At 72.5% G+C, this 22,920-nt stretch carries 23 protein-coding genes; 12 read left to right on the forward strand and 11 right to left on the reverse strand.

Features of this window, described 5'->3' with window-relative positions; all coding sequences use genetic code 11:
* Window positions 1-7: 7 nt before the first annotated feature.
* From HB662_RS25330 to HB662_RS25370, 9 genes are all read right to left on the reverse strand, one after another.
* Window positions 8-1,126 (reverse strand): NAD(P)/FAD-dependent oxidoreductase, encoded by a 1,119-nt coding sequence (locus HB662_RS25330; RefSeq protein ID WP_168054205.1) that lies wholly within the window; start codon window positions 1,124-1,126, stop codon window positions 8-10.
* A complete protein-coding gene (locus HB662_RS25335; protein WP_168054207.1) occupies window positions 1,126-2,484 on the reverse strand; it encodes an FAD/NAD(P)-dependent oxidoreductase in 1,359 nt (452 codons plus the stop codon). Before HB662_RS25335 ends, HB662_RS25330 begins: the two co-directional genes overlap by 1 nt.
* Complete coding sequence (locus HB662_RS25340; RefSeq protein WP_168054209.1) at window positions 2,481-2,714, reverse strand: (2Fe-2S)-binding protein; 234 nt, start codon at window positions 2,712-2,714, stop codon at window positions 2,481-2,483. Before HB662_RS25340 ends, HB662_RS25335 begins: the two co-directional genes overlap by 4 nt.
* A gap of 38 nt (window positions 2,715-2,752) precedes the next feature.
* Entirely contained in the window at window positions 2,753-3,445 is a 693-nt protein-coding gene (locus HB662_RS25345) for an SDR family NAD(P)-dependent oxidoreductase (RefSeq protein ID WP_168054211.1), read from the reverse strand.
* The gene (locus HB662_RS25350; protein ID WP_245185909.1) at window positions 3,438-4,424 is read right to left on the reverse strand and encodes an ABC transporter ATP-binding protein; all 987 of its coding nucleotides are present in this window, start codon (window positions 4,422-4,424) and stop codon (window positions 3,438-3,440) included. Before HB662_RS25350 ends, HB662_RS25345 begins: the two co-directional genes overlap by 8 nt.
* A 30-nt stretch (window positions 4,425-4,454) precedes the next feature.
* Window positions 4,455-5,570 carry an NAD(P)/FAD-dependent oxidoreductase gene (locus tag HB662_RS25355; RefSeq protein ID WP_168054213.1) on the reverse strand — a complete coding sequence of 372 codons (1,116 nt, stop codon included), beginning with the start codon at window positions 5,568-5,570 and terminating at the stop codon, window positions 4,455-4,457.
* Window positions 5,571-5,641: 71 nt separating this feature from the next.
* Window positions 5,642-7,129, reverse strand: coding sequence for an FAD/NAD(P)-dependent oxidoreductase (locus tag HB662_RS25360; protein WP_168054215.1), 1,488 nt, complete (start codon window positions 7,127-7,129; stop codon window positions 5,642-5,644).
* A complete protein-coding gene (locus HB662_RS25365; protein ID WP_168054217.1) occupies window positions 7,126-7,422 on the reverse strand; it encodes a (2Fe-2S)-binding protein in 297 nt (98 codons plus the stop codon). Before HB662_RS25365 ends, HB662_RS25360 begins: the two co-directional genes overlap by 4 nt.
* Window positions 7,406-8,518, reverse strand: a complete 1,113-nt coding sequence (locus HB662_RS25370; RefSeq protein WP_456305490.1) for an NAD(P)/FAD-dependent oxidoreductase — start codon at window positions 8,516-8,518, stop codon at window positions 7,406-7,408. The genes HB662_RS25365 and HB662_RS25370 overlap by 17 nt, the downstream gene beginning before the upstream one ends.
* Window positions 8,519-8,608: 90 nt before the next feature.
* On the opposite strand from HB662_RS25370, the gene HB662_RS25375 reads away from it, so the two are divergent.
* The 3 genes from HB662_RS25375 to mscL all read left to right on the forward strand — a co-directional run bounded on the left by HB662_RS25375 (window position 8,609) and on the right by mscL (window position 12,215).
* Window positions 8,609-10,117, forward strand: a complete 1,509-nt coding sequence (locus HB662_RS25375) for an ABC transporter substrate-binding protein (RefSeq protein ID WP_168054221.1) — start codon at window positions 8,609-8,611, stop codon at window positions 10,115-10,117.
* Between the two features lie 64 nt (window positions 10,118-10,181).
* Window positions 10,182-11,477, forward strand: a complete 1,296-nt coding sequence (locus HB662_RS25380; RefSeq protein ID WP_168054223.1) for a M20 family metallopeptidase — start codon at window positions 10,182-10,184, stop codon at window positions 11,475-11,477.
* Window positions 11,478-11,717: 240 nt separating this feature from the next.
* Entirely contained in the window at window positions 11,718-12,215 is a 498-nt protein-coding gene (gene mscL, locus HB662_RS25385) for a large conductance mechanosensitive channel protein MscL (RefSeq protein ID WP_168054225.1), read from the forward strand.
* Here the strand turns inward: mscL and HB662_RS25390 are convergent.
* The gene (locus tag HB662_RS25390; protein WP_168054227.1) at window positions 12,160-13,089 is read right to left on the reverse strand and encodes a BMP family ABC transporter substrate-binding protein; all 930 of its coding nucleotides are present in this window, start codon (window positions 13,087-13,089) and stop codon (window positions 12,160-12,162) included. The two genes, mscL and HB662_RS25390, sit on opposite strands and share 56 nt — an antisense overlap.
* On the reverse strand, window positions 13,086-14,063 hold the full coding sequence (locus tag HB662_RS25395) for a Bug family tripartite tricarboxylate transporter substrate binding protein (protein WP_168054229.1): 978 nt from the start codon (window positions 14,061-14,063) through the stop codon (window positions 13,086-13,088). The genes HB662_RS25390 and HB662_RS25395 overlap by 4 nt, the downstream gene beginning before the upstream one ends.
* A 71-nt stretch (window positions 14,064-14,134) precedes the next feature.
* On the opposite strand from HB662_RS25395, the gene HB662_RS25400 reads away from it, so the two are divergent.
* The 9 genes from HB662_RS25400 to HB662_RS25440 all read left to right on the forward strand — a co-directional run bounded on the left by HB662_RS25400 (window position 14,135) and on the right by HB662_RS25440 (window position 22,906).
* The gene (locus tag HB662_RS25400) at window positions 14,135-14,890 is read left to right on the forward strand and encodes a maleate cis-trans isomerase family protein (RefSeq protein ID WP_168054231.1); all 756 of its coding nucleotides are present in this window, start codon (window positions 14,135-14,137) and stop codon (window positions 14,888-14,890) included.
* A complete protein-coding gene (locus HB662_RS25405; RefSeq protein WP_168054233.1) occupies window positions 14,890-15,243 on the forward strand; it encodes a hydroxyisourate hydrolase in 354 nt (117 codons plus the stop codon). Before HB662_RS25400 ends, HB662_RS25405 begins: the two co-directional genes overlap by 1 nt.
* Window positions 15,240-16,145: a polysaccharide deacetylase family protein gene (locus HB662_RS25410; protein WP_209443475.1), complete on the forward strand. Its 906-nt coding sequence runs from the start codon at window positions 15,240-15,242 to the stop codon at window positions 16,143-16,145. The genes HB662_RS25405 and HB662_RS25410 overlap by 4 nt, the downstream gene beginning before the upstream one ends.
* On the forward strand, window positions 16,142-16,867 hold the full coding sequence (locus tag HB662_RS25415) for an aspartate/glutamate racemase family protein (RefSeq protein ID WP_168054235.1): 726 nt from the start codon (window positions 16,142-16,144) through the stop codon (window positions 16,865-16,867). The genes HB662_RS25410 and HB662_RS25415 overlap by 4 nt, the downstream gene beginning before the upstream one ends.
* A gap of 1 nt (window position 16,868) precedes the next feature.
* Window positions 16,869-17,783: a TraB/GumN family protein gene (locus HB662_RS25420; RefSeq protein WP_168054237.1), complete on the forward strand. Its 915-nt coding sequence runs from the start codon at window positions 16,869-16,871 to the stop codon at window positions 17,781-17,783.
* Window positions 17,784-17,834: 51 nt separating this feature from the next.
* On the forward strand, window positions 17,835-18,809 hold the full coding sequence (locus HB662_RS25425) for a Bug family tripartite tricarboxylate transporter substrate binding protein (protein ID WP_168054238.1): 975 nt from the start codon (window positions 17,835-17,837) through the stop codon (window positions 18,807-18,809).
* A 115-nt stretch (window positions 18,810-18,924) separates the two neighbouring features.
* Window positions 18,925-19,899 carry a Bug family tripartite tricarboxylate transporter substrate binding protein gene (locus HB662_RS25430; RefSeq protein ID WP_168054239.1) on the forward strand — a complete coding sequence of 325 codons (975 nt, stop codon included), beginning with the start codon at window positions 18,925-18,927 and terminating at the stop codon, window positions 19,897-19,899.
* Complete coding sequence (locus HB662_RS25435; protein ID WP_168054241.1) at window positions 19,899-21,599, forward strand: gamma-glutamyltransferase family protein; 1,701 nt, start codon at window positions 19,899-19,901, stop codon at window positions 21,597-21,599. Before HB662_RS25430 ends, HB662_RS25435 begins: the two co-directional genes overlap by 1 nt.
* Window positions 21,596-22,906: an MATE family efflux transporter gene (locus HB662_RS25440; RefSeq protein WP_168054243.1), complete on the forward strand. Its 1,311-nt coding sequence runs from the start codon at window positions 21,596-21,598 to the stop codon at window positions 22,904-22,906. The genes HB662_RS25435 and HB662_RS25440 overlap by 4 nt, the downstream gene beginning before the upstream one ends.
* Window positions 22,907-22,920 lie beyond the last annotated feature (14 nt).

Genomic DNA, 22,920 nt, shown 5'->3' on the forward strand with positions numbered 1-22,920 from the left:
CGGAAGCTTAGACCGCTCCGGAGGCCGCCGTGAAGCGCCCGATATCGAATGCATCGAGCGGCACGTCCGTCGCGCCATCCATCACCAGCTCCGACAGCACCGCGCCGACGCCCGGGCCGGTCTGGAAGCCCTCGCCGCAGAAGCCGAAGGCATGCAGCAGGCCGGGCGTGGTGTGGGACGGGCCGAGCACCGGGAAATGGTCCGGCATCTCGCCATCCGTGCCGGTCCAGCTTCGGATCACCATGGCATCCGCCAGGCGCGGGATGACCGCGATGGCGCGCTGCATCGCACCAAAAGCCGCATCGGGGCGCGGCCGCGTCACCCGGATTTCCGCATCGCTCTCGCCGCGCCCGCCGCCGAAGATGACGTTGCCGCGCGGGATCTGGCGCAGATACAGGTCGCCGCCGACCACGCCGAGGCTCTCGCGCAGAAAATAGGGCAGCGGCTCCGTCACCAGCATGTTCGGGTGCAGCTTCTCGATCGGCACCGCCTCCCCGAACCGCGCCGCAATCTCGCCGCCCCAGAAGCCGGCGCAGTTCAGCAGCCAGGGTGCGGTGAAGCCCTGGCCATTCGCCAGCACCTCGAAGTTGCTGCCGTCATGCGCGAAAGCCGTGACCGCATGGTGTTCCCGGATATCGGCGCCGGCCGCACGCGCCGCACGTGCCAGCGCCGGGGCCAGCAGGCGCGGATTGGCGGAGCCATCCTCCTCCATCAGGCTGCCGGCGATGACGACATCGCTGAAATACGGGTGCTGTTGCCGGATCGCGTTGCGGCCGATCATGCGCGGGCGCAGGCCGTGTTCCGCGGCCAGCGCGTTCCAGCGCAGCAGTTCCGCCTCATCCGCCGCACTGCGAGCGAGCTTCAGATGCCCGCAGGGATCGAATTCCACATCCGCGCCGGTGAGTTCAGTGATGCGTGACCAGATTTCCCGCGACTTCCGCGCCAGCGGCAGGCCGGCCGGGTCGCGGCCCTGCTGGCGCACGCCGCCATAATTCACCCCGGTCGCCTGCCCGCCGACCAGCCCGCGTTCCAGCAGCACCACGCGCACGCCACGCCTTGCCAGGTGCAGCGCCGCGGAACACCCCGCGCCGCCGCCACCGACAACCAGCACATCCGCCTGGACCATCAGCCCACCTGTTGCAGCGGCACCGGCTTCACCGGCGGCTGGCCGCGCAAGCGCCCCACTTCCGGCACCTCCACCTGCAGCGCACGCGCCAGCACGGCCGCCGCCGGCGTGCCACACAGGCGCCCCTGGCAGCGCCCCATGCCGATGCGGGAGAAGGCCTTGGCCCGGTTGAGCTCCGGCGCATCCGCCGCCGCCGCGGCGCGCAATTCGCCGGCCGTGATCACCTCGCAGCGGCAGACGGAGGTACTGTCCTCCATCCGCGCGGCCAGCCGCGCCGGATAGGGGAAGGCCTGTTCCAGCGCCGCGCGGAAGCGGCGCTCGGTGCGCAGCCTGCCATCCAGATGCTTGCTCAAGGCCATGTCGGAGGGCAGCTTCGCATCGGCCAGCAGCGCCAGCGCCGCGCGCGCGCCGCCGAGTTCCGCCACATCCACCCCGCCGATGCCGGCGCCATCGCCCGCCAGGTACACGCCCGCCATCGGAGACCGCCCGGCGGCATCCTTGCGCGGCACCCAGTTCTGCTGCGTCGCATCATAATCGAAGGGCACGCCGGCGAGGTCGGCCAACTGCGCCTCCGGCTTCAGCCCCCAGCCCATCGCCACCGCATCGCAGGGGGTGACGTGTTCCTTCCACGCCGCGTCGCGCCAATGCACGGCGGTGACGTTGTCGACCCCCTCGATCGCCAGCGGCGTGATGTCCTCATGCAGCTTCACGCCACGCAGCTTGAGCTGGGCGTACAAACCCATGCCGCGCAGCAGCGTCGGCACGTTCCACAGCATGCCGGCGCCGAAGCGCGCCTTGGTGAGAAAATCCGTGGTGTCCAGCACCGCCGCCGGCTTGGCGCCGGCCTTGGCGTATTGCAGCGCGGTCAGCCACAGCAGCGGGCCCGTGCCGATCAGCACCGGGTTGGCACCAACCCCCACCCCCTGCGACTTCAGCGCCACCTGCGCGCCGCCGAGCGTGGTGGCGCCGGGCAGGTTCCAGCCGGGCAGCGGCAGCACGCGGTCCATCGCGCCGGTGCACAGGATCAGCGCACCATAGGCCACCTCATCCTGCGCCGCGCCATTGGCCAGGATATGCAGGACCTTGGCGTCCGGCCGGATGTTCCAGACCAGCGTGTCCGGCCGCCAATCGACCCGCGCCTTCAGCGCATCCAGCGTGGCGTGCAGGCGCTTGGCGCGACCGGCATCGGCGCCGTACAGCGCGGCATGGCTGCGGCTGAAGCCGGCTGGCGGGCGCTGGGTGATGCGGCCGCCGCCATCGGCGCCCTCCTCGATCCAGATCGGCGTGACGCCGGCCCGGACAAGCTGCTCCACCGCGCGGATACCGGCAGGGCCGGCGCCAACCACCACAACCTTCATCGCCTGATCACCTCAATCCCGGGTTCGACCAATGTCGTGCAGGCACGCCGGACGCCCTTCCCCGCCACCACCACCCAGCAATCCTGGCAGGCCCCCATCCAGCAGAAGCCGGCGCGGCCGCCATCGCCGAATTCGCTGGTGCGGACATGGCCGAGCCCGGCCGTCAGCATCGCCGTCAACAACGTGTCGCCCTGCTTCGCCGGCACCGCCACGCCATCGACGCTGAACATCAGGTCGGGTCGGTTTTGGTCAAGCAGGCGCGTTGCTGTCACAGCAGCGCCTCGAACCGGCAATTCACCTTCAGCTCGCCGACGCTGGCGGTATTGGGCAGGCGCATCACCATCTCGGCCAGCGCCGCCACATCCTCCGGCCGGCTCATCGCCTCGCGCGGGAATTTCGCCGCCATGGTCATTTCCGTCGCGACGAAGCCGGGGCAGATCGCGGTGGCGCGGATGCCATGTTCCCAGCCGAGCCGCCGCACTTCCTGCGTCAGCGCCACCACGGCGAATTTGCTCATCGCGTAGCCGAGATTCTCATTCGCCACGCGCTTGCCGGACAGCGAGGACAGGTTCACCACCCTGCCCTCCCCGCCCGCGACCAGATGCGGCCAGGCGGCGCGGATGAGGCGCATCGGGGCCTTCACATTGACCCGCCACATGGCGTCGTGCTCGGTCTCGTCTTCATCCAGCAGGCGCGCCTTGGGGTTGATGCCGGCGGCGTTCACCACCGCGTCGATCCGCCCGAAGCGCGCCATGGTCGCGGCCACCCAGGCCTCGGAACTGCCCGGCTGCTCGGCATCCCAGCGATGCAGCATCAGGTCCGGCCCGGCCACAAGCTTGCCGGGGCTGCGGATGCCGGCGCTGATCAGCCAGCCGGAGCCATGCAGGCGGCGCAGGACTTCGCGCCCGATACCGCGCGAGGCGCCGGTGATGAGGACGACGCGACCGACCGGATCAAGCATGCATCAAGGCTCCCGTTGCGACATGGCAGCGCGCGGCGTGCACCGGGGTCACCTCCGCCAACACCTGCTCCCGCTCGCAGCCCGCCTGGGCCAGCGGGCAGCGCGGTGCGAAGCGGCAGCCCTCGGGCATCGCGTCCAGCGGCGGCACCCGGCCGGGAATGGCCGACAGCGCCTGGCCGGGCTGATCCAGCCGCGGAATCGCGGAGAACAGCGCGCGGGTATAGGGGTGCTGCGGATTGGCGAAAATCGCCTCGACCGGGCCCTGCTCGACGATCTCGCCGGCATACATCACCGCCACCCGGTCCGCGATCTGCGCCACCACGCCCAGGTTGTGGGTGATGAACAGCACCGCCATGCCGAAGCGGGACCGCAGATCGGCCAGCAGGCCCAGCACCTGCGCCTGGATGGTGACATCCAGCGCCGTGGTCGGCTCATCCGCCAGCAGCACGGCAGGCTCGCAGGCCAGCGCGATGGCGATCATCACGCGCTGGCGCATGCCGCCGGAGAATTGGTGCGGATACTCGTCCAGCCGTTGCGCGGCGGAGGGGATCTTCACCTCCTCGAACAATTCCAGCGCGCGGGCGCGGGCCGCCTTGCGGTCCATGCCGCGATGGATGCGCAGCGCCTCCGCCACCTGTTCGCCCACGGTCATCACCGGGTTCAGGCTGGTCATCGGTTCCTGGAAGATCATCGCCATGCGGTCGCCCCGCACGGATTCCAGCGCCTGGTCGGACAGCCCCGCCAGGTCCCGCCCATCCAGCAGGATGCGCCCGGCGGCGACCCGGCCGAAGGGCGGCTGCACCAGCCCCATGACGGACAGCGCGGTGACGGACTTGCCGCAGCCGCTTTCGCCGACCAGCGCCAGGGTCTCGTCCCGCATGAGGGTCAGGGACAGGTCGCGCACCGCGGGGTGCCAGCGACCGCCGATGCGGAACTCCGTCCGGAGTCCCACCAGTTCCAGGGCAGGTTTCGTCATCATGGCCGAGCCTGCGCCAGCCAGCCGCGCGCATCAAGCCGGAACGGTAAAGCGGTCCTGCGTGAAGGGCGCGATCGGCAGGTTCGTGGCGCCACGCGCCATCAGCTCCGCCACCGCGGCGCCGGCGGCGGGGGAAAGCTGGAAGCCGTGGCCGGAGAAGCCGAAGGAATGGAACAGGCCGGGCAGGCTGCGGCTTTCACCGATCACCGGCATGTCGTCCGGCGGCCGCGCCTCGGTGCCGGTCCAGGTGCGGATGATCCGCGCGCCGGCGACGCAGGGGAAGATCTGCGCCGCGATCTGGGCGGCGAAGGCCAGGCTGCCGAACAGGACGGAGGAGGTCTCCGCCACCTTGTCGTTGCGTCCCTGATGGCCGCCACCGATCACCACCGTGCCGGCCGCCGTCTGCTTGAAGGACAGCGCCCGGGCCGTCGCGCCCACGGTGGGATCGACGAAATGCGGCAGGCGCTCCGTCACGATCATCATGCTGGCCTTGGTGCCGCAGGGGATGGTCTCGCCGGCCAGCGCGGCGAGATCGGGCGCCCAGGCGCCGGCGCAATTGGCCACGCGCTCGGCCTCGAATTCGCCCTGGTCCGTCTGCACCCGGATGCTGCCATCGGCGGTGCGGTCGAGCCCGGTGACGGCGACGCCTTCGCGGATCACCACGCCCGCCTGCTCCGCCGCGCGCCGGAAGGCCATCACCGTCCGCATCGGATCGGCCGAGCCGTCATCACGCGTGACGATGGCGCCGACCACATGGCGGGACACGGCGGGCAGCAGGCGGCGGACCTCCGCCTGGTCCACCACCTCCTCATGCGTCCAGCCAAGCGCGCGGACCTGCGCGACGCGGGCGTGGTTCTTCGCCATGTCGGCCTCGCTCTCGGCCACCTTCACCTGGCCGGTGGCACGGAAGCCGCAATCATCGCCGACCAGCGCCTCGATGCCGTGCCACATCTCGGCCGCGATGACGGAGAGCGCAATCTCCGGCAGCGCCCGGCCGAGGCGCCGCACGCCGCCCGCATTCACCCCGCTGGAATGCCGCCCGACATGGCGGCGCTCCAGCAGCGTGACCTGCCAGCCGGGGGTGCGTGCCAGATGCAGGGCGGTGGACAGCCCATGCAGCCCGCCGCCGATGACGAGCGCCTTCTTCATGGGTGCGCCATGAAGCCCTCCCCCCCCGTGGGGGGGAGAGGGCTTCTTCGGCCAAGCCGATACGGGCGTCATCATCCCGCCAGCGCCGCCAACTCGCCCAGCGTCAGCGGCTTGGTCGGGAAGCGGGTGCGGAAGGGCTCCACCTCGCCCCCCTCCACGCCGCGCGCCGCCGCGATCACCCCATGCACCGCCGGCCCGCATATCCGCCCCTGGCAGGGTCCCATGCCGGCCCTGGTAAAAGCCTTGGTCTGGTTGGCGCCGAGGCAGCCCAGCCCCACCGCCTGCCGCACCCGCCCGGCCGTCACTTCCTCACACCGGCAGAGGATGGTCTCGTCCGGGATGGCGGCTTCCGGCAGGGGCGGGAACATCGCATCCAGGAACGGGCGCGGCGCCAGTTGGCGGTCGCGCAGCAGGCGCAGCGGCCCGGACCTGGCGTCGCGTTCATCCGTGGTGATGCGGCCCAGCGCGCGCGCCGCTTCCAGCGCCGCGATGCGACCGGATAGCGCCGCGGCGCGGGCGCCGCCGATGCCGCCCGAATCACCCGCCACCATCACCCCGGCCACCGCCGTATTGCCCCAGACATCCAGCCCCGGCCGCCAGCAGCGCTGCACCGGGTCCCAGCCATGGGTCACGCCGGCGATGGCGCGCGTAACCTGGGTATTCGGCACCACGCCATCATGCAGCAGCAGCAGATCCGCCGCATGCGCCACGCCATCCACCAGGATGCGTTCCAGCCGCCCCTCGCCTTCGGCCCGCAATTCCCGCGCCGGAGTCACCTGCACCGCGCGCTTCACCTGGCGCTGCCAGACAAGGCCGCGCCAGAGATATTCCGGCGCCTTCAGCGCCCGCATCAGATAGGGCCGCGCCCGCGCAAAGCCGCCGGGCGGCGACAGGTCGATGATGCCGGCGATGCGCCCGCCCTTGGCCAGCGCCTGGACCGCATAGAGCCACAGCAGCGGCCCCTGCCCGGCCAGCCAGACATTCCCCTCCGGCACCAGCCCGGCCGTCTTCAGCGCGATCTGCGCGGCGCCGACGCTCATCACCCCCGGCAGGGTCCAGCCCGGGATGGGCAGCGGCCGCTCCGTGGCGCCGGCGGCGAGGATCAGCCGCTCCGCCTGGATGGTCCGGGCCGCGCCACCCTCGGACCAGAAGACCTTGCCGCCGGGTTCCACGGCCCAGAGCGTGGCGTTGGGCCGGTACTGCGCGCCGGAGGCCCGAAAGGCGGCGGCGAGCTTGGCGCCGTCCTTGTCCTGGTCGTCCGACACAGCGCCCTTTGCCAGACGCGCCTCGACGGCGCCCTTTGCCAGACGCGCCTCGACGGCGCCCTTTGCCAGACGCGCCTCGACGGCGCCCTTTGCCAGACGCGCCTCGACGGCGCGATGCACCTGCCCGCCCGGCGCCCCATTCTCATCCAGCACCAGCACCCGCATGCCATGCGCGCGCGCCTCGGTGGCCGCCGCCATGCCGGCGGGACCGGCGCCGAGCACCAGCAGGTCTACGCTCTCCGCCACCGGCGCCGTGGCCTCCTGTCCGGCGGTCCATTCGTCGGCGACGCTCATGCCGCCTCCTCCTCGAAGCTGCGGGCGCCGTGCTGGATCCCGGCGACCAGGCCAGGCGTCACCGGCACCAGGCAGGCCTGCATGTTCTGCGTGCCCGCCACCTGCACCAGGCAGTCGAAGCAGGCGCCCATCAGGCAGAGCGGGCCGCGTGCCGCGCCCGTCACCGGCGTCTCCCGGAAGCTGGTGATGCCGGCGGCCAGCAGCGCCGCGGCCAGGCTTTCGCCGGCGCGTGCAGGAAGCTCCCGCCCCTCCCAGACAATGGTGCAGTCGGTGGGCTCAGTGCGACGAAACATGGGTCATCCCAAGGAAGCGGTCCGGGTGCAGGTCGCGCGCGTGGTCCGGCAGCGCGCCGGTCAGGATCGCCTCCGCCAGCGGGCCGGCATGCACCGCGGCGAGCGTGACGCCGGAATGGCAGGTGGCAACGAAGCAGCCGGGATGCGTCGCGCTTTCGGCATAGGCCGGAAAACCATCCGGCGTCATCGGCCGCAGCGCCGCCCAGCTGCGCACCATCCGCGCCTGGCCGAGCACCGGCAGCACCCGCAGCGCGCGGGCGGCCATGCGGGCCAGGGCGGCGGTGGTGGTCGCGGCCTCGAAGCTGCCGTCATCCTCGCTGGTCACGCCGATCTGCACCGTGCCGTCGCCGGTCTGGCGGATGGCGCTGGCCGGCAGCGGCAGGATCGGCGCCAGGCGCTCGGTCACGATGTTCTGGCCGCGCACCGGACGCACCGGCACGTCCAGGCCAATCATTTTCCCGAGTGGCGTCGTCTTCACGCCGGCTGCGATCACGATGCGCCGCGCCGCCACCTCGCTGCCATCCTCGCGCAAAATCCGGTAGCCGCCCGCCACGGGTTCCACCGCCTGCACCGCCGCACCCGGCAGATGCGTGCCGCCGGCCCCGCGCATGCCGGCCTGCAGGCCGCGCAGCAGGGTCAGCGGATCGACATGGCCATCGGCCGGCTGGAAGCTGGCGCCGCGCACCTCCGGCCCCAGCGGACAGCCGGGCATCAGTTCGGCCAATTCCCGGCGGTCCAGCATCCGCAGGCCTTCCTGGCCCTGGTTGTGCATGCGCTGCACGAACTGGCTGCGGGCGGCGAATTCCCCCTCATCCAGGCAGAAGGTCAGCCCGCCCACCGCGCGGTACTGCACGTCCCGCCCCGCCAGCGCCGAGGCGCGTTCCGCCAGCGCCGGCCACAGCGCCACGCTGCGGCGGGTCCAGGCAGCATAGGCGGGCATGCCGTCGCCCTTGGATTGCGACCAGACCAGCCCGAAGTTACCGCGCGCCGCGCGCAGCGCCACATCGCCCTCATCCAGCACGGCCACCCGCGCGCCGCGTTCGGCGCAGCCGAAGCCGATGGCGGAACCGACCATGCCGCCGCCGATGATCGCCACGTCAAACATATCAGGGGAAGACATGCTTGCGAGGGTGGCGCGGCCGGGACCATCCTGCAAGCCGGGAAGGCTCTCGGAAGGACAGAACAGATGCGAAGCACGCTGCTGGCGATGGCGCTGGCGCTGACGTTGCCGCTCGGGGCCCAGGCGCAGACGCTGCGGGTCGGGCTGATCGCGCAGGACATGGGCACCACGGACCCGCACCGCGCCAGCGCAACGCAGGACAAGGCACCACTCGCCTGGGCCTATGACGGGCTGGTGCGCTTCCCGCCCGGCTCCGCCGACCCGGCGAAGCTGGAGCCGGATCTGGCGGAGCGCTTCACCCGCAGCGCCGACGGCCTGACCTACACCTTCCACCTGCGCCCCGGCGTGCGCTTCCACGATGGCAACCCGCTGGAAGCCGAGGATGTGGCCTATTCGCTGCGCCGCGCCGCGGACAGCGCCCGCAGCGCCTTCGCCGGCAGCTACGCGCCGATGACGGCGGTGGAGGTGGTGGACCCGATGACGGTGCGCGTCACGCTGAAGGAAGCGGTGGCCGGCGCGCTCGGGCTCTTCGCCAACTACCATGGCGGCATGATCGTCTCCCGCCGCGCCGATGCCGGCGGGCAGCCGCCGGGCACCGGGCCGTTCCGGCTGGAGCGCGCCGGCGGCGGCGCGGCACGCATGGTGGCCTTCGACGGGCATTGGCGCGGCCGCCCGGCGATCCGCGCCATCGACCTGCGCTTCATCACAAGCGATGCGACGCGGGAGCTGGCCTATACCGCCGGCGAGCTGGACCTGATCATCGGAAGGCGGGAACAGCGCTGGGTGGCGCGGATGCAGGCGCATCCGAACACGGTGGTGGAGGTATTCTCCCCCGGCGAGTTCCGCACCCTGCTGATCAGCAGCCGCAGCGCGCCGCTGAACGATGTGCGGGTGCGCCATGCGGTGCAGCATGCGATCGACACGCAGGGCATCGCCCGCTTCGTCGGGCTGGATGTCGCCACCCCCTGGGCCAGCCCGGTGCCGCCCGGCTACCTCGGCGCGACGGAGGATGTGCCGCGCTTCCCGCACGATGTCGCCCGCGCGCGCGCCCTGCTGGCGGAGGCCGGGCACCCGGATGGCGTGACGATCCGCGCCGTCGTCTCCTCCAACTCCGCCCAGCTTCCGGTGATGGAAGTGATCCAGGCGCAGCTGCGGCGCGCCAATATCCGGCTCGACATGGATGTGGTGGAACACGCCACCTACCATGCCCGCATCCGGCAGGACCTGTCGCAGCTCACCTTCTATGGCGCCGCGCGCTACCCGGTGGCGGACAGCTATCTCAGCCAGTTCTACCATTCCCGCAGCGCGCCCGGGCAGCCGACCATGTCGCTGAACTTCGCCCATTGTAGCGCAGCGGATACCGAGATCGACGCGGCGCGGGCCGAGCCGGATGAGGCGAGGCAGCTGGCGCTTTGGGCCACGGCGCAGCGCAAGGTGATGGAGGCCGGCTGCAGCCTGCCGCTGTTCGACCTGAAGCAGGTCTGGGTGCGCCGGGCCGGGCTGAACCTGGGCTACCGGCTGGAGGGCGCGCTGAACCTCGGCCCGGCCATCACGGCCGCCACCCGCCTGGAATGAGGGCGGGCCGGTTGCCCGGCCCGCCGCCTTCGCTAAGGTCACGCCCGCAAACCGGGGCGACTCCATGACCGATATCGCGACACGTGTGGACCAGGCAGCCGAAGCGGGGGGTGAGGCGGCCGTGGTCTTCCTGCGCGACCTGATCCGCCTTCAGGCGGGCGGCGAGGAAGCGGTGCAGGCGCGCGTCGCCGCCGCGCTGGAGGATCTCGGCTGCATCGTCGAGACCCGCCGCTACCAGCCCGCCAGCATCGTGCTGCGGGAGGAATTCGCCAGCGAGACCGCCATGGCGACGGAGGAACGCGCGGCCGTCATCGCCCGCTTCCCCGGCAGCGGCGGCGGTCGCAGCGTGATCTTCTTTGCCCATCCGGATGGCGAGGCGTTCCAGCCGCAGCATGGCTGGCTGCATGACCCGATGGCCGGCGAGATCGACAATGGCCGCATCCATGGCTGGGGCGTGGCCGATGACCTGGCGGGCATCGCCACGATGGTGGAGGCGCTGCGCGCCGTGCGCGCCGCCGGGCTGATGCCGAAGGGTGATGTCATCCTCACCTCCACCCCCTCCAAGCGCCATGCGCGCGGCGTGCATGCGCTGCTGCATGGCGGCATCACCGCGGATGCGGCGGTGTATCTGCATCCGGCAGAATCCGGCATCGGGATGCGGGAGGTGAAGGCGCTCGCCTCCGGCCAGCTGGTCTTCCGCATCGTGGTGAAGGGGCGCCTGCCGGCGACGCAGGAACCCGGCCACGCCGCTTTCGCGCATACCGCCATCAACCCGATCGACAAGGCGATGTCCGTGCTGGCGGCGCTGAAGGCGCTGGATGCGCGGCGCGGCGCGCGGGTGCATCACCCGGCGCTGGATGCCGCGGTCGGCCGCAGCACCAATCTGCTGGTCGGCGACTTCAAGACGCTCGGCGATGGCCGTGCCGCGCGCATCGCGCCGGCGGTGCAGCTCTCCTGCGCCCTGTCCTTCCCGCCCGGCGAGAAGTTGGCCGATGTGCAGGCCGAGGTGGAGGCGGCGCTGGCCGAGGCCGTGGCCGCAGATGCGGATCTGATGCTGGAGACCAGCTTCCTGTCCGGCGTCACCGGCGCCGAGGTGCCGATGGACCACCCGCTGTGGATCGAGACCTGCGAGGCGGTGCGCCGCGGCACCGGCACGCTGCCGGAAATCAACCCGATGCACACCTCCTCCGACATCCGCAACCCGATGGTGCAGTCGGGCATTCCCTGCGTCGGCCTCGGCCCGCTCTGCGGCGACCTGACGCAGAATGGCGGGCGGGATGAATGGGTGGATGTGGCGGATTACCGGCGCGGGGTCGCCGTGGTGGCGGCATTGATCGCCGGCTGGTGCGGCGCGGACTGAGAGCCTGACCCAAAAGATCGGCGGGTCGGTCCAGTGCAGCTTTTCCGCCCTGGCGGCGTCCGACAACTTGCCGATGCAGTCAGCATCGGCGGCGTTGCCGTCCTGGCCAGGACGAAAAATCCGCGACTGGCCCTCAGCCGCCGACCTTATGGGTCAGGCTCTGAGCGGGCCGCGCGCGGTATTTTGCATGGCGCGGCGCCGCGTGGCGCCGCACCTTGCCGGCCTTTGCAGGAGCGCTAAATGAAATCCCCGATCACGATCAACGAGCCGGCCTGGCTGAGCGAGTTCAAGGCCTTCATCATGCGCGGCAGCGTGGTGGACCTCGCCGTCGGCATCGTCATCGGCGCCGCCTTCACCGCCATTGTCGGCAGCCTGGTCGAGGATCTGATCAACCCCGTGATCGGCCTGCTGATCGGCGGGATCGACTTCTCCAACGTCTTCATCGTGCTCAGCGGCGAACGCCAGGCGACTTTGGAAGCGACGCGGGAGAGTGGCGCGGCCGTGCTCGCGGTGGGGCGCTTCATCAACGCCATCATCAAGTTCCTGATCGTGGCGATGGCGATCTTCTGGCTGCTGAAGGTGCTGACCCGGCTGCGCGTGCGGCAGGAGGCCGTGAAGGGCCCGAGCTCCACCGACAAGCTGCTCGCGGAGATCCTGGCGGAGCTGCGCGCGAAGCCGCTGGCTACGTCGCCCGCTGGGGCGCCCACTCCGCCCCCTGCCACGTCTCCGGCACCCTGACCGCGCCATCCAGGACCGCCGCGCGCAGCACAGCCAGGCGCGCGGCGAGTTCCGCCGGCACATCGGCCGCGAGCGCCAGCCGCACCGCCTGCGGCACCTCCAGCCCGATGCGGCGGTCGGCGAAGGCGCCGGCCAGGAAGGCCTCGATCGCCGCCAGCATCGCCACGCCATTATCGGCGATGGCGGAGGCGAGGAAGACCGGGTCCTCCACCGTCCAGTCGCGCACATTGCCGATGGCCCGCATGCCCGCCGCCTTGCAGGCCGCGATCGCCCCGGCGCGGCCGCCATCCAGCATGGCGAAGTTCAGCGTGGCGCCCGCCGCCGCCTGGCCATCGATCCAGCGCGCCGCGAGGTCCGGGTCGTGCTGGTTGCCGCAGAAGCCGCTCAGCAGCCGTGCCGTGGGGTTGGCATGCGCCAGGCCGGCCGCAAAGCCGGCGCGACCACGCAGGCCGGGCGGCACCGGCTCGCCGGATAGATGCGCCGCGATGCCGCCGGGGGCGATCCACCAGCCGGCCAGCGCGCCAGCCAGGAAGGCCGATTGTTCCTGCAGCACCTCGAAGCCCGCGATATTGGGGCCGGTGATGCGCCCCTGGGTGACGGCGAAGGCGACATCCGGGAATGCGGGTGCGACCGCGGCAACGGCCGCCTCCCCCTGCCCGCCATGCGCCACCACCAACTCCGCCCGCGCGGCCGCGGCCTCGATGGTGGCGGTGCGGCGGGCGGGGTTGGGTTCCCAAACCGTCTCCAGCCGCACCGGCAGATGCGCGGCGCGGGACAGGCCCTGCACGCCGGCGGCATTGAAGGCGCCAATCTCCAGCGGGTCCGTGCCTGGCCGCCCGAACAGGACGGCGACGACCCGGGGCTTGCTGCTCATTGCGCGGTGAGGCCCAGCGCCTTCACCGCGCCGCCGACCACACGCACCTCCTCCGCTACGAAGCGGGTGAAATCCGGCTGTGTCATCGGCCGGACGGCGATGCCGTGTTCCAGGATGCGGCTTTTCATCAGCGGGGAGTCGAGCGCCGCCGCGACCTCCGCATGCAGCGTCGCCACGATCGGCGCGGGCAGGCCGGGCGGGCCGGCCAGGCCGAGCCAGTTCTCGGCCAGCAAGCCCGGGAAGCCGGCCTCGGCCGTGGTCGGCACGTCCGGCGCCATCTCCTGCCGCGCAGGGGCGGTGATGGCGATGGCGCGCAGCCGGCCGGCGCGGATGTGCTCGACATTCTGCGGCAGCGTGTCGAAGGACAGCGGGATGGCGCCGCCCAGCAGATCCGCCTGCATCGGCGCGCTGCCGCGATAGGGCACATGCGTCAACGCCGCGCCGGTGCGACTCGAGAAAGCCTCGCCGAAGATGTGGGCGACGGAGCCGGCGCCGGAGCTGCCATAGCCCGGCGGCCCGGACTGCGCCTTGATCCAGGTGACCAGCCCGGCGAGGTCCGTCGCCGGCACCAGGCGCGGGTTCACCATGATGACGAGCGGCGTGGCGCCGAGATAGGCGATGTGCGTGAAGCCGGTCACCGGATCATAGGGCACGTTCGCATAGATGGGCGGGGAGGTGACGATCGGCGCGGTGTTGGACAGCAGCAGCGTCAGCCCATCCGCCGGCTGCGTCGCCACATAGGCCGCGCCCAGGGTGCCGCCGGCGCCGGGCCGGTTCTCCACCAGCACGCGCTGCGGCAGGCGCTGGGACAGTACCTCCGCCAGCACGCGGGCGACGATGTCGGAGGACCCACCGGGCGGGAAGGTGACGATGATGCGGATGGGGCGCGACGGCCAGGCTGGCTGCGCCAAGGTGGCCCTGCTGGCGGAGAAGGCGGCGAGTGCCGCGATAACGGGCAGGTTGCGTCGGCGCATGGGCATCATCCTCGGTAGGACCTGGGCCGAGGCAATTGCCGTGCCGCGCGAGGCCGGTGCAGGCTGCGCGGATGGACGCCCAGACCCTGATGCCGGAGGCCCCGCGCCTGCTGGCCACCATCCTGCCCTCCGCCAATACGGTGGTGGAGCGCACCACACAGGCGCTGCTGCGCGACCTGCCCGGCGTCGTGCCGATCTTCACCCGCGTCGCCAAGCGCGGCGCCGTGGACCCTTTCCCGGACAGCTATGACTGGGAGGCGATGATGCAGGCGGCCGAGTTGCTGGCGGATGCGAAGCCGGATGCGCTCATCTGGTCGGCCAGCAAGGGCGCGGTGATCGGGCTGGAGCATGACCGGGCGCTGGTGCGGCGGGTGCGGCAGGAAACCGGCCTGCCCTGCGCCACCTCCGGCCTCGCCTTGCTGCGGGCGCTGGAGCTGCTGGGCGCCAGCCGGGTGGCGCTGATCGGGCCACATACGCGGGACTACAACCTGCGCGCGGCTCGCGGCCTGGCGGCGGAGGGGGTGGAGATGGTGGCGGAGGCCAGCATGGGCATCACGGACAACCTGGCCTATGCCTCGGTCGGCCAGGCGGCGGTGGCCGGGCTGGCGCGGCAGGTCGCGCGACCGGGGGTGCAGGCCATCATCGTCTGGAACACCAACTGCGCCGGCGCGCCGATCGCCGCGGCGCTGGAGGCCGAGACCGGCATCCCATTGCTGGATGCCACGGCGCTCGGCGTCTGGGGCGGGCTGGGCGCGGCAGGCATCGCGGAAAGCCCTGGCCGGGAGTGGGGGCGGTTGTTTACGCTGCCTGCAAAGGGGAATGCGTGATGTCGGCTGGGATCTCGGTGCATGCGGTGGATGTGGCCAGCGGCCGGCCGGGCCTCGGGATGAAGGTGGAGATCCACCGCATCCTGCCCGATGGCAGCCGGCAATCCGTAGCGGAGGGCCGGCTTTCGGCCGATGGCGCGCTGCACCACCCGGTGACCAAGGGCGAGGGCGTGCAGGAAGGGCTGCATGAGGTGCTGTTCCATATCGGCGACTTCTTCGCCGAATCGGCCAGCCCGCCGCCCCCCTTCCTCGAACTCGTGCCCTTCCGCTTCCGGGTCTTCGACGCCACGCTGCACTACCATCTGCCGATCAAGTTCACCCCCTGGGGCTTCTCGCTGTATCGCGGCGCATGAGCGACCTTAAGGGCGGCATGCCCCCGGCCAGCCGCGACCTGGCCGGGCGCGCCGGCGCCGCTTCGCCCGCCAGCTGGCCGGGTGCTGCGAAGCTGGCGCTCTCCTTCGTCGTGAATGTGGAGGAAGGGGCGGAGCTGTCGCTCACCTCCGGCGATGCGCGCAACGAGGCGGTCTATGAGGCGCGGGAGGAAGTGGCGGGCCACCCCGACCCCTGCATGGAAAGCCACTTCGGCTATGGCAGCCGCGTCGGGCTGTGGCGGATTTTGGATGCCTTCGACGCGCATGGCGTGAAGGCCACCTTCTCCAGCTGCGGCCGGGCCGTGGCGGCGACGCCGGTGCTGGCCGCCGCGCCGCATGCGCGCGGGCACGAGATCTCGGCGCATGGCTGGCGCTGGGAAAGCCATGCCGGGATGCCGGAAGCGACGGAGCGCGCGGTGATAGCGGCGACGGTCGCCGCCATCCGCGACGCCACCGGGGAACGCCCGGTCGGCTGGCACACGCGCAGCGCCTCCTCCGTCAACACGCGGCGCCTGCTGCTGGAGGAAGGCGGCTTCCTCTACGACAGCGACAATTACGACGACGACCTGCCCCGGCGGCACGGCGCCACCCATGTGCGCCTGCCCTATGCCTTCGACACCAACGACATGCGCTTCGCCCCCGGCGGCGGCTTCGTGCAGCCGGAGGATTTCTCGCGCTACTGCATCCACGCCATCGACTGGCTGCTGGCGGAGGGCGCGCCGCGCATGCTCTCCATCGGCCTGCATCTGCGCATCATCGGCCGCCCGGCGCGCATGCCGGGGCTGGCCGCCGTGCTGCGCCATGTGGCGGGGCGGGAGGATATCTGGGTGGCGCGGCGCTGCGACATCGCGCGGCACTGGCTGACGCAGGAGACGCGGCGGTGAGACTGCTGGTGGTCAACAGCAACACGACGGAGAGCGTCACGACGCGCATCGATGCCGCGGCCCGCGCGGCGGCCTCGCCGGGGACGGTGGTGGAGACGGTCTCCGCGCCCTTCGGCCTGCCGCTGATCGTCAGCCGCGCGGATTGGCTGGTGGCGGGGCCGGCGACGCTGGCGGCCCTCGCGGCACGGCGCGGGCAGTATGATGCGGCGGTGATCGCCTGCTTCGGCGATCCGGGCCTCGATGCCGCGAAGGAATTGCTGGATGTGCCGGTGCTCGGCATCAGCGAGGCCGCCTTCCATGCGGCCTCCATGCTCGGCCGGCGCTTCGGCGTGGTGTCCTTCACCGCGGCGCTGCGGCCGATGTTCGAGGAGTGCCTGGCGCATCACGGCCTGGTTGGCCGCTGCGCCGGTTTCCGGATGGGCCCGGCCTTCGCCGGCGACCCCGGGCTTGTCGCGGAACAGCGCGCCGACTTGCTGGTCGATCTCTGCCGCCAGTCGGTGGAGCAGGATGGGGCGGAGGCGGTGATCCTGGCCGGCGGGCCGCTGGCGGGCCTGGCGCCGGTCATCGCGGATCGCGTGCCGGTGCCGCTGGTGGATGGCACGGCGGCGGCGGTGCGGATGGCGGAGGCGCTGGTCGGCCTGGCGCCGGCGCCACGGCCGAAGCGCGGCCGTGCGCTCACCGGCTTCGCGCCGGAGCTCGCCGCGCTCTACGCCGCGGGCTGAGATGCGGCGCCTTCTGCTGCTGGCGGTGTTGGCCGCGCCGCTCGCCCAGGCCGAGACGCTGGCCGCCTTCCACATCACGCCGGCCGGCCGCGACGCGCCGCAATCCCTGCTGATCCCGGGCTCGCACCAAGGCGAGGCCGGGCTGCCCTCCCCCGCGCCGTCCATCCTCGATGGTCGCGACGCGCTGCTGCTGGAATCGGTGCCGGAGACGGAGGATGTCAGCGACCTGCTGCGCGCCCCGCGCGGCTTCGATGTGCTGGCCCCCTTCCCGCCCGACCAGCGCCGCCTGCTGGAGGCCGCCAGCGCCTGCGCCCGCCTGGGCGTCGAGCCGCTGAGCCCGGTCGGCCTGTTCCTTTCGCTGCTCGCCGCCACCGCGCCCCGCGACGAGCCCTGCCCCGGCCTGCCCGCGCCATCCGCTGCGACGGGCGAGGCGCCATCCGGCGGCGACCCCTCGCTGCGCGCCCTGGCCGAGGCGCGCGGCATTCCGGTGCAGGGGCTGGAGACCCGGCGCGAGCAATTGACCGCGCTGCGGCAGATGGGCGGCGATGCGCTGCTGCGGATGGTGGCGCTGATGCTGCGGGAGATGCAGCGCGGCGGGCCGCCGGCCGGCCTGTCCGGCCTGGACGCGGCGATGGTCTCGGCACTGCGGGAAGGCGATTTCGCGGCGCTGCGCGAGCGGACGCTGGCGACGCTGGCCGCCGACCCGCCGCTGCGCGCGGCCTTCGCCCGCTTCATGCTGGATGCGCGCAGCGCGCTGATGGCGCGGCAGCTGGCGGCCAGGCTGCCACGCGAAAGCCTGGTGATCGGCATCGGCGGCGCCCATGCCAGCGGGCCGGGCGGCGTGGTGGCGCGGCTGCGCCAGGCGGGCTTCACGGTGGAGCCCATCCGCATCCCCGCCCTGGCGCCGCCGCCGTAGTCCCAGGCACGGCGTTTGCATCCGGTTTCGATACAGAACCGGAGAGACGAGATGATCCCCCGCCGCCAGCTCCTCGCCGCCGCCCTCGCCAGCCCCCTCGCCGCCCCCGCCCTGGCGCAGGGCGCATGGCCGAACCGCCCGGTCCGCATCCTCAACCCCTATGCCCCCGGCGGCACCAGCGACCTGATCATCCGCCCGCTGACGGACCGCCTGGAACGCGCCTTCGGCCGGCCCTTCGTCATCGAGAACAAGCCCGGCGCCGGCGGCACCGTGGCCACCGCGGAAGCGGCGCGGGCGGCGGCGGATGGGCATACGCTGCTGGTCTCCAACACCGGGCCGCTGGCTGTCGCGCCGTCCCTGTTCCGCAGCCTGGCCTATGACCCGGGCCGTGCCTTTTCCTGGGTCAGCATGCTCGGCGGCGCGCCGATCGTCTGCGCGGTGAAGGGCGACAGCCCGCTGGCGACGCTCGCCGACTACAAGGCGATGGCCGCCCGCGCGCCGGAGACCGTCTCCTTCGGCTCATCCGGCGTCGGCTCCGTCGGCCACCTGACCGGGGTGATGTGGGGGATGGAGGCCGGGGTGCAGATGCTGCACGTGCCCTTCCGCGGCGCGGCGGAGGCGCAGCAGAACGTGCTCGGCGGCAACACCACCTCGCTGTGGGATACCTCCGGCGCCAATGCGGCGGCGATCCGGGCGGGCACGCTGAAGGCGCTGGCAGTCTCCTCGCCGGAACGTGTCTCCGCGCTGCCGGAGGTGCCGACGCTGGTGCAGGCGGGCTTCCCCGGCTCCGTCTCCACCAACTGGTTCGTCATGGCGGCGCCGGCCGGGCTGGACCCGGCGATCGCGGCACGGCTCAACACGGAATTGCAGGCCGGGCTGGCGGATGCCGCCATCAAGGCGCGGCTGGAGAGTGTTGGCGTGGTGTCACTCGGCGATCTCAGCCCGGCGCGCATCGGCGCCTTCGTCGCCGCCGAGGCCGCGCGCTGGGCACCGGTGGTGCGCGCGGCGGGCGTGCAGCCGAGCTGACCGCATCGGCATCGGCATCGGCATCAGGGGCGCCGCGCATCGGCATCGCGCGGCCCCCTTCGCGCCGCAGCATCGGGGTGCCAGCATGTCAGGGCATATCGAAGAGGGATAACGGATGCCCCAGCTTGCTCGACGCAGCCTGCTCAGCCTGGCTGCCTTTGCGGCCCTGCCCGCCCGGGCCCAGACGCCGGCCTGGCCCAGCCGGACCCTGCGGATCATCGTGCCCTACCCGCCCGGCGCCGGCACCGACCTGCTGGCCCGCGCCTATGGCCAGAAGCTGACGGAACTGCTCGGCCAGCCGGTGGTGATCGAGAACCGCGCCGGCGCCAGCGGCATGATCGGCACGGAAGCCGCGGCGCGCGCGCCAGCCGATGGCTACACCATCCTGATGGCCAATTCCTCCGTCCTCGCCATCAACCCGGCGATCCGCGCCAGCCTGCCCTACGACCCGGTCCGCGGCTTCGATCCGGTGGCGCTGGTCGGCGCCAATGACGCGGCCCTGGTGGTGCGCGCCGACTCGCCCTTCCGCAGCGTGGCGGATCTGCTGGCGGCGGCGAAGGCGCGGCCTGGGGCGCTGAGCTATTCCTCCGCCGGCACCGGCACCTCCACCCACATGGCCGCCGAATTCTTCAAGCAGATGGCGGGCGTGGACATCCTGCACGTGCCCTATCGCGGCAGCCCCCAGGCGGTGACGGACATGCTGGGCGGCCAGGTGGACATGACCTTCAACACGGTGAATTCGGTGATGACCCCGGTGCGCGACGGCGCGGCACGCGCCCTGGCCACCACCGGCGCCACGCGCGACCCGCTGCTGCCGGATGTGCCGACCTTCGCCGAGGTCGGGCTGACCGGCTACCGCGCCAGCGGCTGGCTGGGCTTCGTCGTGCCGGCCGGCACGCCGCCCAACATCATCAGCGAGCTGGCCTCCGCCATCGCCCAGATCGCGGCCCAGCCGGGCTTCGCCGAACGCATCGCCAGCATCGGCATGAAGCCCATCATCAGCACCCCGGCCGAGTTCCGCGCCATCATCGCCCCCGAGATCGCCCGCTGGACCGAGGTGGCGCGCCTGGCCGGGGTGCAGGTGGAGTGATGCTGACGCGGGAGACGGTCAGCGGCACCCGCCACGCGGTCTCCGCCGGGCATTACCTGGCGAGTGCCGCGGGCTTCGCCGTGCTGCAGGCCGGCGGCAATGCGGTGGATGCGGGCTGCGCGGCGGGCCTGGCACTCGGCGTGCTGCATCCGGACCTGGTGAGCGTGGCGGGCGTCGCGCCGATCATCCTGCGCACGGCCAGCGGGCAGGTGGAGACGATTGCCGGCGTCGGTCCCTGGCCGGCGGCGACCGATGCCCGGTACTTCCAGCGCGAGCATGGCGGCAAGATGCCGGCGGGCGTGCTGCGGACGGTGGTGCCGGCCGCGCCCTGCGCCTGGATCACCGCGCTGCAGCGCCACGGCACGAAGGGATTCGGCGAGATCGCCGAACACGCCATCCGCTTCGCGGCAGAAGGCTTTTCGGTGTACCCGCTGCTGGCGGAAAACCTTGCGAACCACGCGGCAGAATATCGCCGCTGGTCGCAGAACGCCGCGATCTATCTGCCGAACGACAAGCCGCCGGAGGAAGGCGCGCTGTTCATCCAGGCGGACCTCGCCGCCACGCTGCGCTTCATGGGGGATGAGGAACGCGCCGCGCGCGCCCGCGGCGCCGACCGCGTGGCGGGGCTGGAGGCGGCGCGGGATGCCTTCTATCGCGGCGACATCGCCCGGCGGATGGTCGATTTCATGCAGGGCGAAGGCGGCTGGCTGTCCCGCGACGATCTGGCGGCCTTCCGCTGCCCGGTGCTGCCGCCGGCGGGTGTCACCTGGCGCGGCCAGCAGGTGTTCACGGGCGGCGCCTGGTGCCAGGGGCCGACGCTGTTGCAGGCGCTGCGCATGGCGGATCGCGCCGGGCTGGCGGACCTGCCGCACAACTCGGCCGACTATCTGCATCTGCTGGCGGAGGTGCTGAAGATCGCTTTCGCCGATCGCGAGCACCATCTGGGCGACCCGGATTTCGTCGATGTGCCGTTGGACGCCCTGCTGTCCGACGCACACATCGCCGCGCGCGTCGCGCAGATCGACCTGGCGCGGGCGCATCCCGGCATGATGGCGCCGCTGATCGGCACCGGGCGCGGCGTGCCCGAAGCCTCGGCGGCTGCGGCGCCGCCGGTGGAGGCGGGCACCTCCTATGTCGCGGTCGTGGATCGCTGGGGCGGGGCCTTCTCCTCCGCGCCGTCGGACGCCTCCTGGTCCAGCCCGGTGGTGCCGGGGCTGGGCTTCGTTCCCTCCAACCGCGGCTCCCAGAACCGCACGGACCCGGCGCATCCGGCGGGCCTCGCGCCCGGCAAGCGGCCGCGGCTGACGCCGATGCCGGCGCTGGCGGTGGGGGCGGATGGCGGGGTGATGCCCTTCGGCTCGCCGGGCAATGACGTGCAGCCGCAGGCGCTGCTGCAGGTGCTGATGAACCTGTTCGTGCATGGCATGTCCGCGCAGGCGGCGGTGGAGGCGCCGCGGGTGGCCAGCTACGCCTTCCCCGGCACCTCCGCGCCGCATGACCATTTCCCGGCGCGGCTCGCCGTGGAATCGCGGATTCCGGAGGCGGTGCGGGAGGCGCTGGCGGCGCGCGGGCATGACATACGCCTGTGGCCGGAACGCACCTGGCTGGCCGGCTGCGTCGAGCTGGTGCGGAAGGCGCCTGGCGGCCTGCTCTCGGCCGCCGCTGATCCCCGCCGGCCCGCCGCGGCCATCGCGATATGATCGCCGCGCGGCTGCGCCGGATCGGCGCGCTGGCCGCGCCCACCGCGCTGGTCGCGCTGCTGCAGGTGTTCGGCCAGCTGTTCGAGACCTGGCTGGCCGCGCGGCAGGGCACGGCGGCGCTGGCCGGCTGGGCCACGGTGCTGCCCTTCGCGCTGCTGATGCAGATGATGTCCACCGGCGCCATGGGCGGCGGCGTGGTCTCCGCCATCGCCCGCGCGCTGGGCGGCGGGCGGCGGGAGGAAGCCTCGGCCATGGTGCTGCATGCGGGGCTGATCGCGCTGGCCGCCGGGCTGCTGTTTGCCCTGCCGCTGGCGGTCTTCCCGCGCGGCATCTTCGGCGCCATTGGCGGCGCCGCGGTGGCGGAGGCCGCTGCGCCCTATGCGATGTGGCTGTTCGGCGCGGCGGCGGTGCCGGTCTGGATGACCAATACGCTGGCCTCCGTCCTGCGCGGCGGCGGGCGGCATGCGCTGGCGGCGCGGGTGCTGGTGCTGGCCTGGCTGGCGCTGCCGCCCACGAGCTGGGCGCTGGCCGAGCCATTCGGCATGGGGCTGGCCGGGCTCGGCGCGGCCATGGCGCTGGTGTTCTGGGTGGCGACGCTGGCGATGGGGCTGGTGGTGCTGCGCGGTGGCGCCGGCTTCGTGCCCAGGCTGCGGATGCGGCCCCAGGCGGCGATCTTCGGACGGATCCTGTCGGTCGGGCTGGTGGCGAGCGGGCTGGCGGTGGTGGCGAACCTCGCCACCATCCTGGTGACGGCGCAGATGGCGGCGCATGGCGCCGTGGCGGTGGCCGCCTACGGCATCTCCGCGCGCCTCGAATTCCTGATGATCCCGCTCGCCTTCGGCATCGGCTCCGCGCTGACCGCCCTGGTCGGGCGCGCCGCCGGTGCGGGCGATTGGGCGGAGGCGCGGGCGCTGGCCTGGACCGGGGCGGCGATGGCGCTGCTGCTGACCGGCGCGGCGGGGCTGGTGGTGGCGCTGTGGCCGGTACAGGTGGCGTCGCTGTTCACGGGCGATGCGGCGGTGGTGGCGATCGCGGCGCGGGGGCTGGCCTATGTCGGCCTTGCCTTTGGCGGCTTCGGGCTGGGCATGGCGCTGTACTTTGCGAGTCAGGGCGCAGGCCGCATGGCCTACCCGGTGGCCGGCGCGCTGTCCCGGCTGGCGCTCGCCGTGGGCGGCGGGGCGGTGCTGGCGGGGCCGCTGGGCATGGGGATCGAGGGGCATTTCCTCGGCGTGGCGCTGGGCATCACCGCCTATGGCGCGGTCACCGCGCTCGGTGTGCGCCGGGCGGTCTGGCCGGGCGGCGCCTGACGCGGCAGGATGGC

The organism is Falsiroseomonas frigidaquae (assembly GCF_012163145.1).
GTDB classification, from domain to species: domain Bacteria; phylum Pseudomonadota; class Alphaproteobacteria; order Acetobacterales; family Acetobacteraceae; genus Falsiroseomonas; species Falsiroseomonas frigidaquae.

What these genes read in the sequence shown, in the direction of transcription:
- HB662_RS25330 (WP_168054205.1), bottom strand. Translation starts at nt 1,126, where the DNA reads ATGGTCCAGGCGGATGTGCTGGTTGTCGGTGGCGGCGGCGCGGGGTGT.
- HB662_RS25335 (WP_168054207.1), bottom strand. Translation starts at nt 2,484, where the DNA reads ATGAAGGTTGTGGTGGTTGGCGCCGGCCCTGCCGGTATCCGCGCGGTG.
- HB662_RS25340 (WP_168054209.1), bottom strand. Translation starts at nt 2,714, where the DNA reads ATGTTCAGCGTCGATGGCGTGGCGGTGCCGGCGAAGCAGGGCGACACG.
- HB662_RS25345 (WP_168054211.1), bottom strand. Translation starts at nt 3,445, where the DNA reads ATGCTTGATCCGGTCGGTCGCGTCGTCCTCATCACCGGCGCCTCGCGC.
- HB662_RS25350 (WP_245185909.1), bottom strand. Translation starts at nt 4,424, where the DNA reads ATGATGACGAAACCTGCCCTGGAACTGGTGGGACTCCGGACGGAGTTC.
- HB662_RS25355 (WP_168054213.1), bottom strand. Translation starts at nt 5,570, where the DNA reads ATGAAGAAGGCGCTCGTCATCGGCGGCGGGCTGCATGGGCTGTCCACC.
- HB662_RS25360 (WP_168054215.1), bottom strand. Translation starts at nt 7,129, where the DNA reads ATGAGCGTCGCCGACGAATGGACCGCCGGACAGGAGGCCACGGCGCCG.
- HB662_RS25365 (WP_168054217.1), bottom strand. Translation starts at nt 7,422, where the DNA reads ATGTTTCGTCGCACTGAGCCCACCGACTGCACCATTGTCTGGGAGGGG.
- HB662_RS25375 (WP_168054221.1), top strand. Translation starts at nt 8,609, where the DNA reads ATGCGAAGCACGCTGCTGGCGATGGCGCTGGCGCTGACGTTGCCGCTC.
- HB662_RS25380 (WP_168054223.1), top strand. Translation starts at nt 10,182, where the DNA reads ATGACCGATATCGCGACACGTGTGGACCAGGCAGCCGAAGCGGGGGGT.
- mscL (WP_168054225.1), top strand. Translation starts at nt 11,718, where the DNA reads ATGAAATCCCCGATCACGATCAACGAGCCGGCCTGGCTGAGCGAGTTC.
- HB662_RS25390 (WP_168054227.1), bottom strand. Translation starts at nt 13,089, where the DNA reads ATGAGCAGCAAGCCCCGGGTCGTCGCCGTCCTGTTCGGGCGGCCAGGC.
- HB662_RS25395 (WP_168054229.1), bottom strand. Translation starts at nt 14,063, where the DNA reads ATGCGCCGACGCAACCTGCCCGTTATCGCGGCACTCGCCGCCTTCTCC.
- HB662_RS25400 (WP_168054231.1), top strand. Translation starts at nt 14,135, where the DNA reads ATGGACGCCCAGACCCTGATGCCGGAGGCCCCGCGCCTGCTGGCCACC.
- HB662_RS25405 (WP_168054233.1), top strand. Translation starts at nt 14,890, where the DNA reads ATGTCGGCTGGGATCTCGGTGCATGCGGTGGATGTGGCCAGCGGCCGG.
- HB662_RS25410 (WP_209443475.1), top strand. Translation starts at nt 15,240, where the DNA reads ATGAGCGACCTTAAGGGCGGCATGCCCCCGGCCAGCCGCGACCTGGCC.
- HB662_RS25420 (WP_168054237.1), top strand. Translation starts at nt 16,869, where the DNA reads ATGCGGCGCCTTCTGCTGCTGGCGGTGTTGGCCGCGCCGCTCGCCCAG.
- HB662_RS25425 (WP_168054238.1), top strand. Translation starts at nt 17,835, where the DNA reads ATGATCCCCCGCCGCCAGCTCCTCGCCGCCGCCCTCGCCAGCCCCCTC.
- HB662_RS25430 (WP_168054239.1), top strand. Translation starts at nt 18,925, where the DNA reads ATGCCCCAGCTTGCTCGACGCAGCCTGCTCAGCCTGGCTGCCTTTGCG.
- HB662_RS25435 (WP_168054241.1), top strand. Translation starts at nt 19,899, where the DNA reads ATGCTGACGCGGGAGACGGTCAGCGGCACCCGCCACGCGGTCTCCGCC.
- HB662_RS25440 (WP_168054243.1), top strand. Translation starts at nt 21,596, where the DNA reads ATGATCGCCGCGCGGCTGCGCCGGATCGGCGCGCTGGCCGCGCCCACC.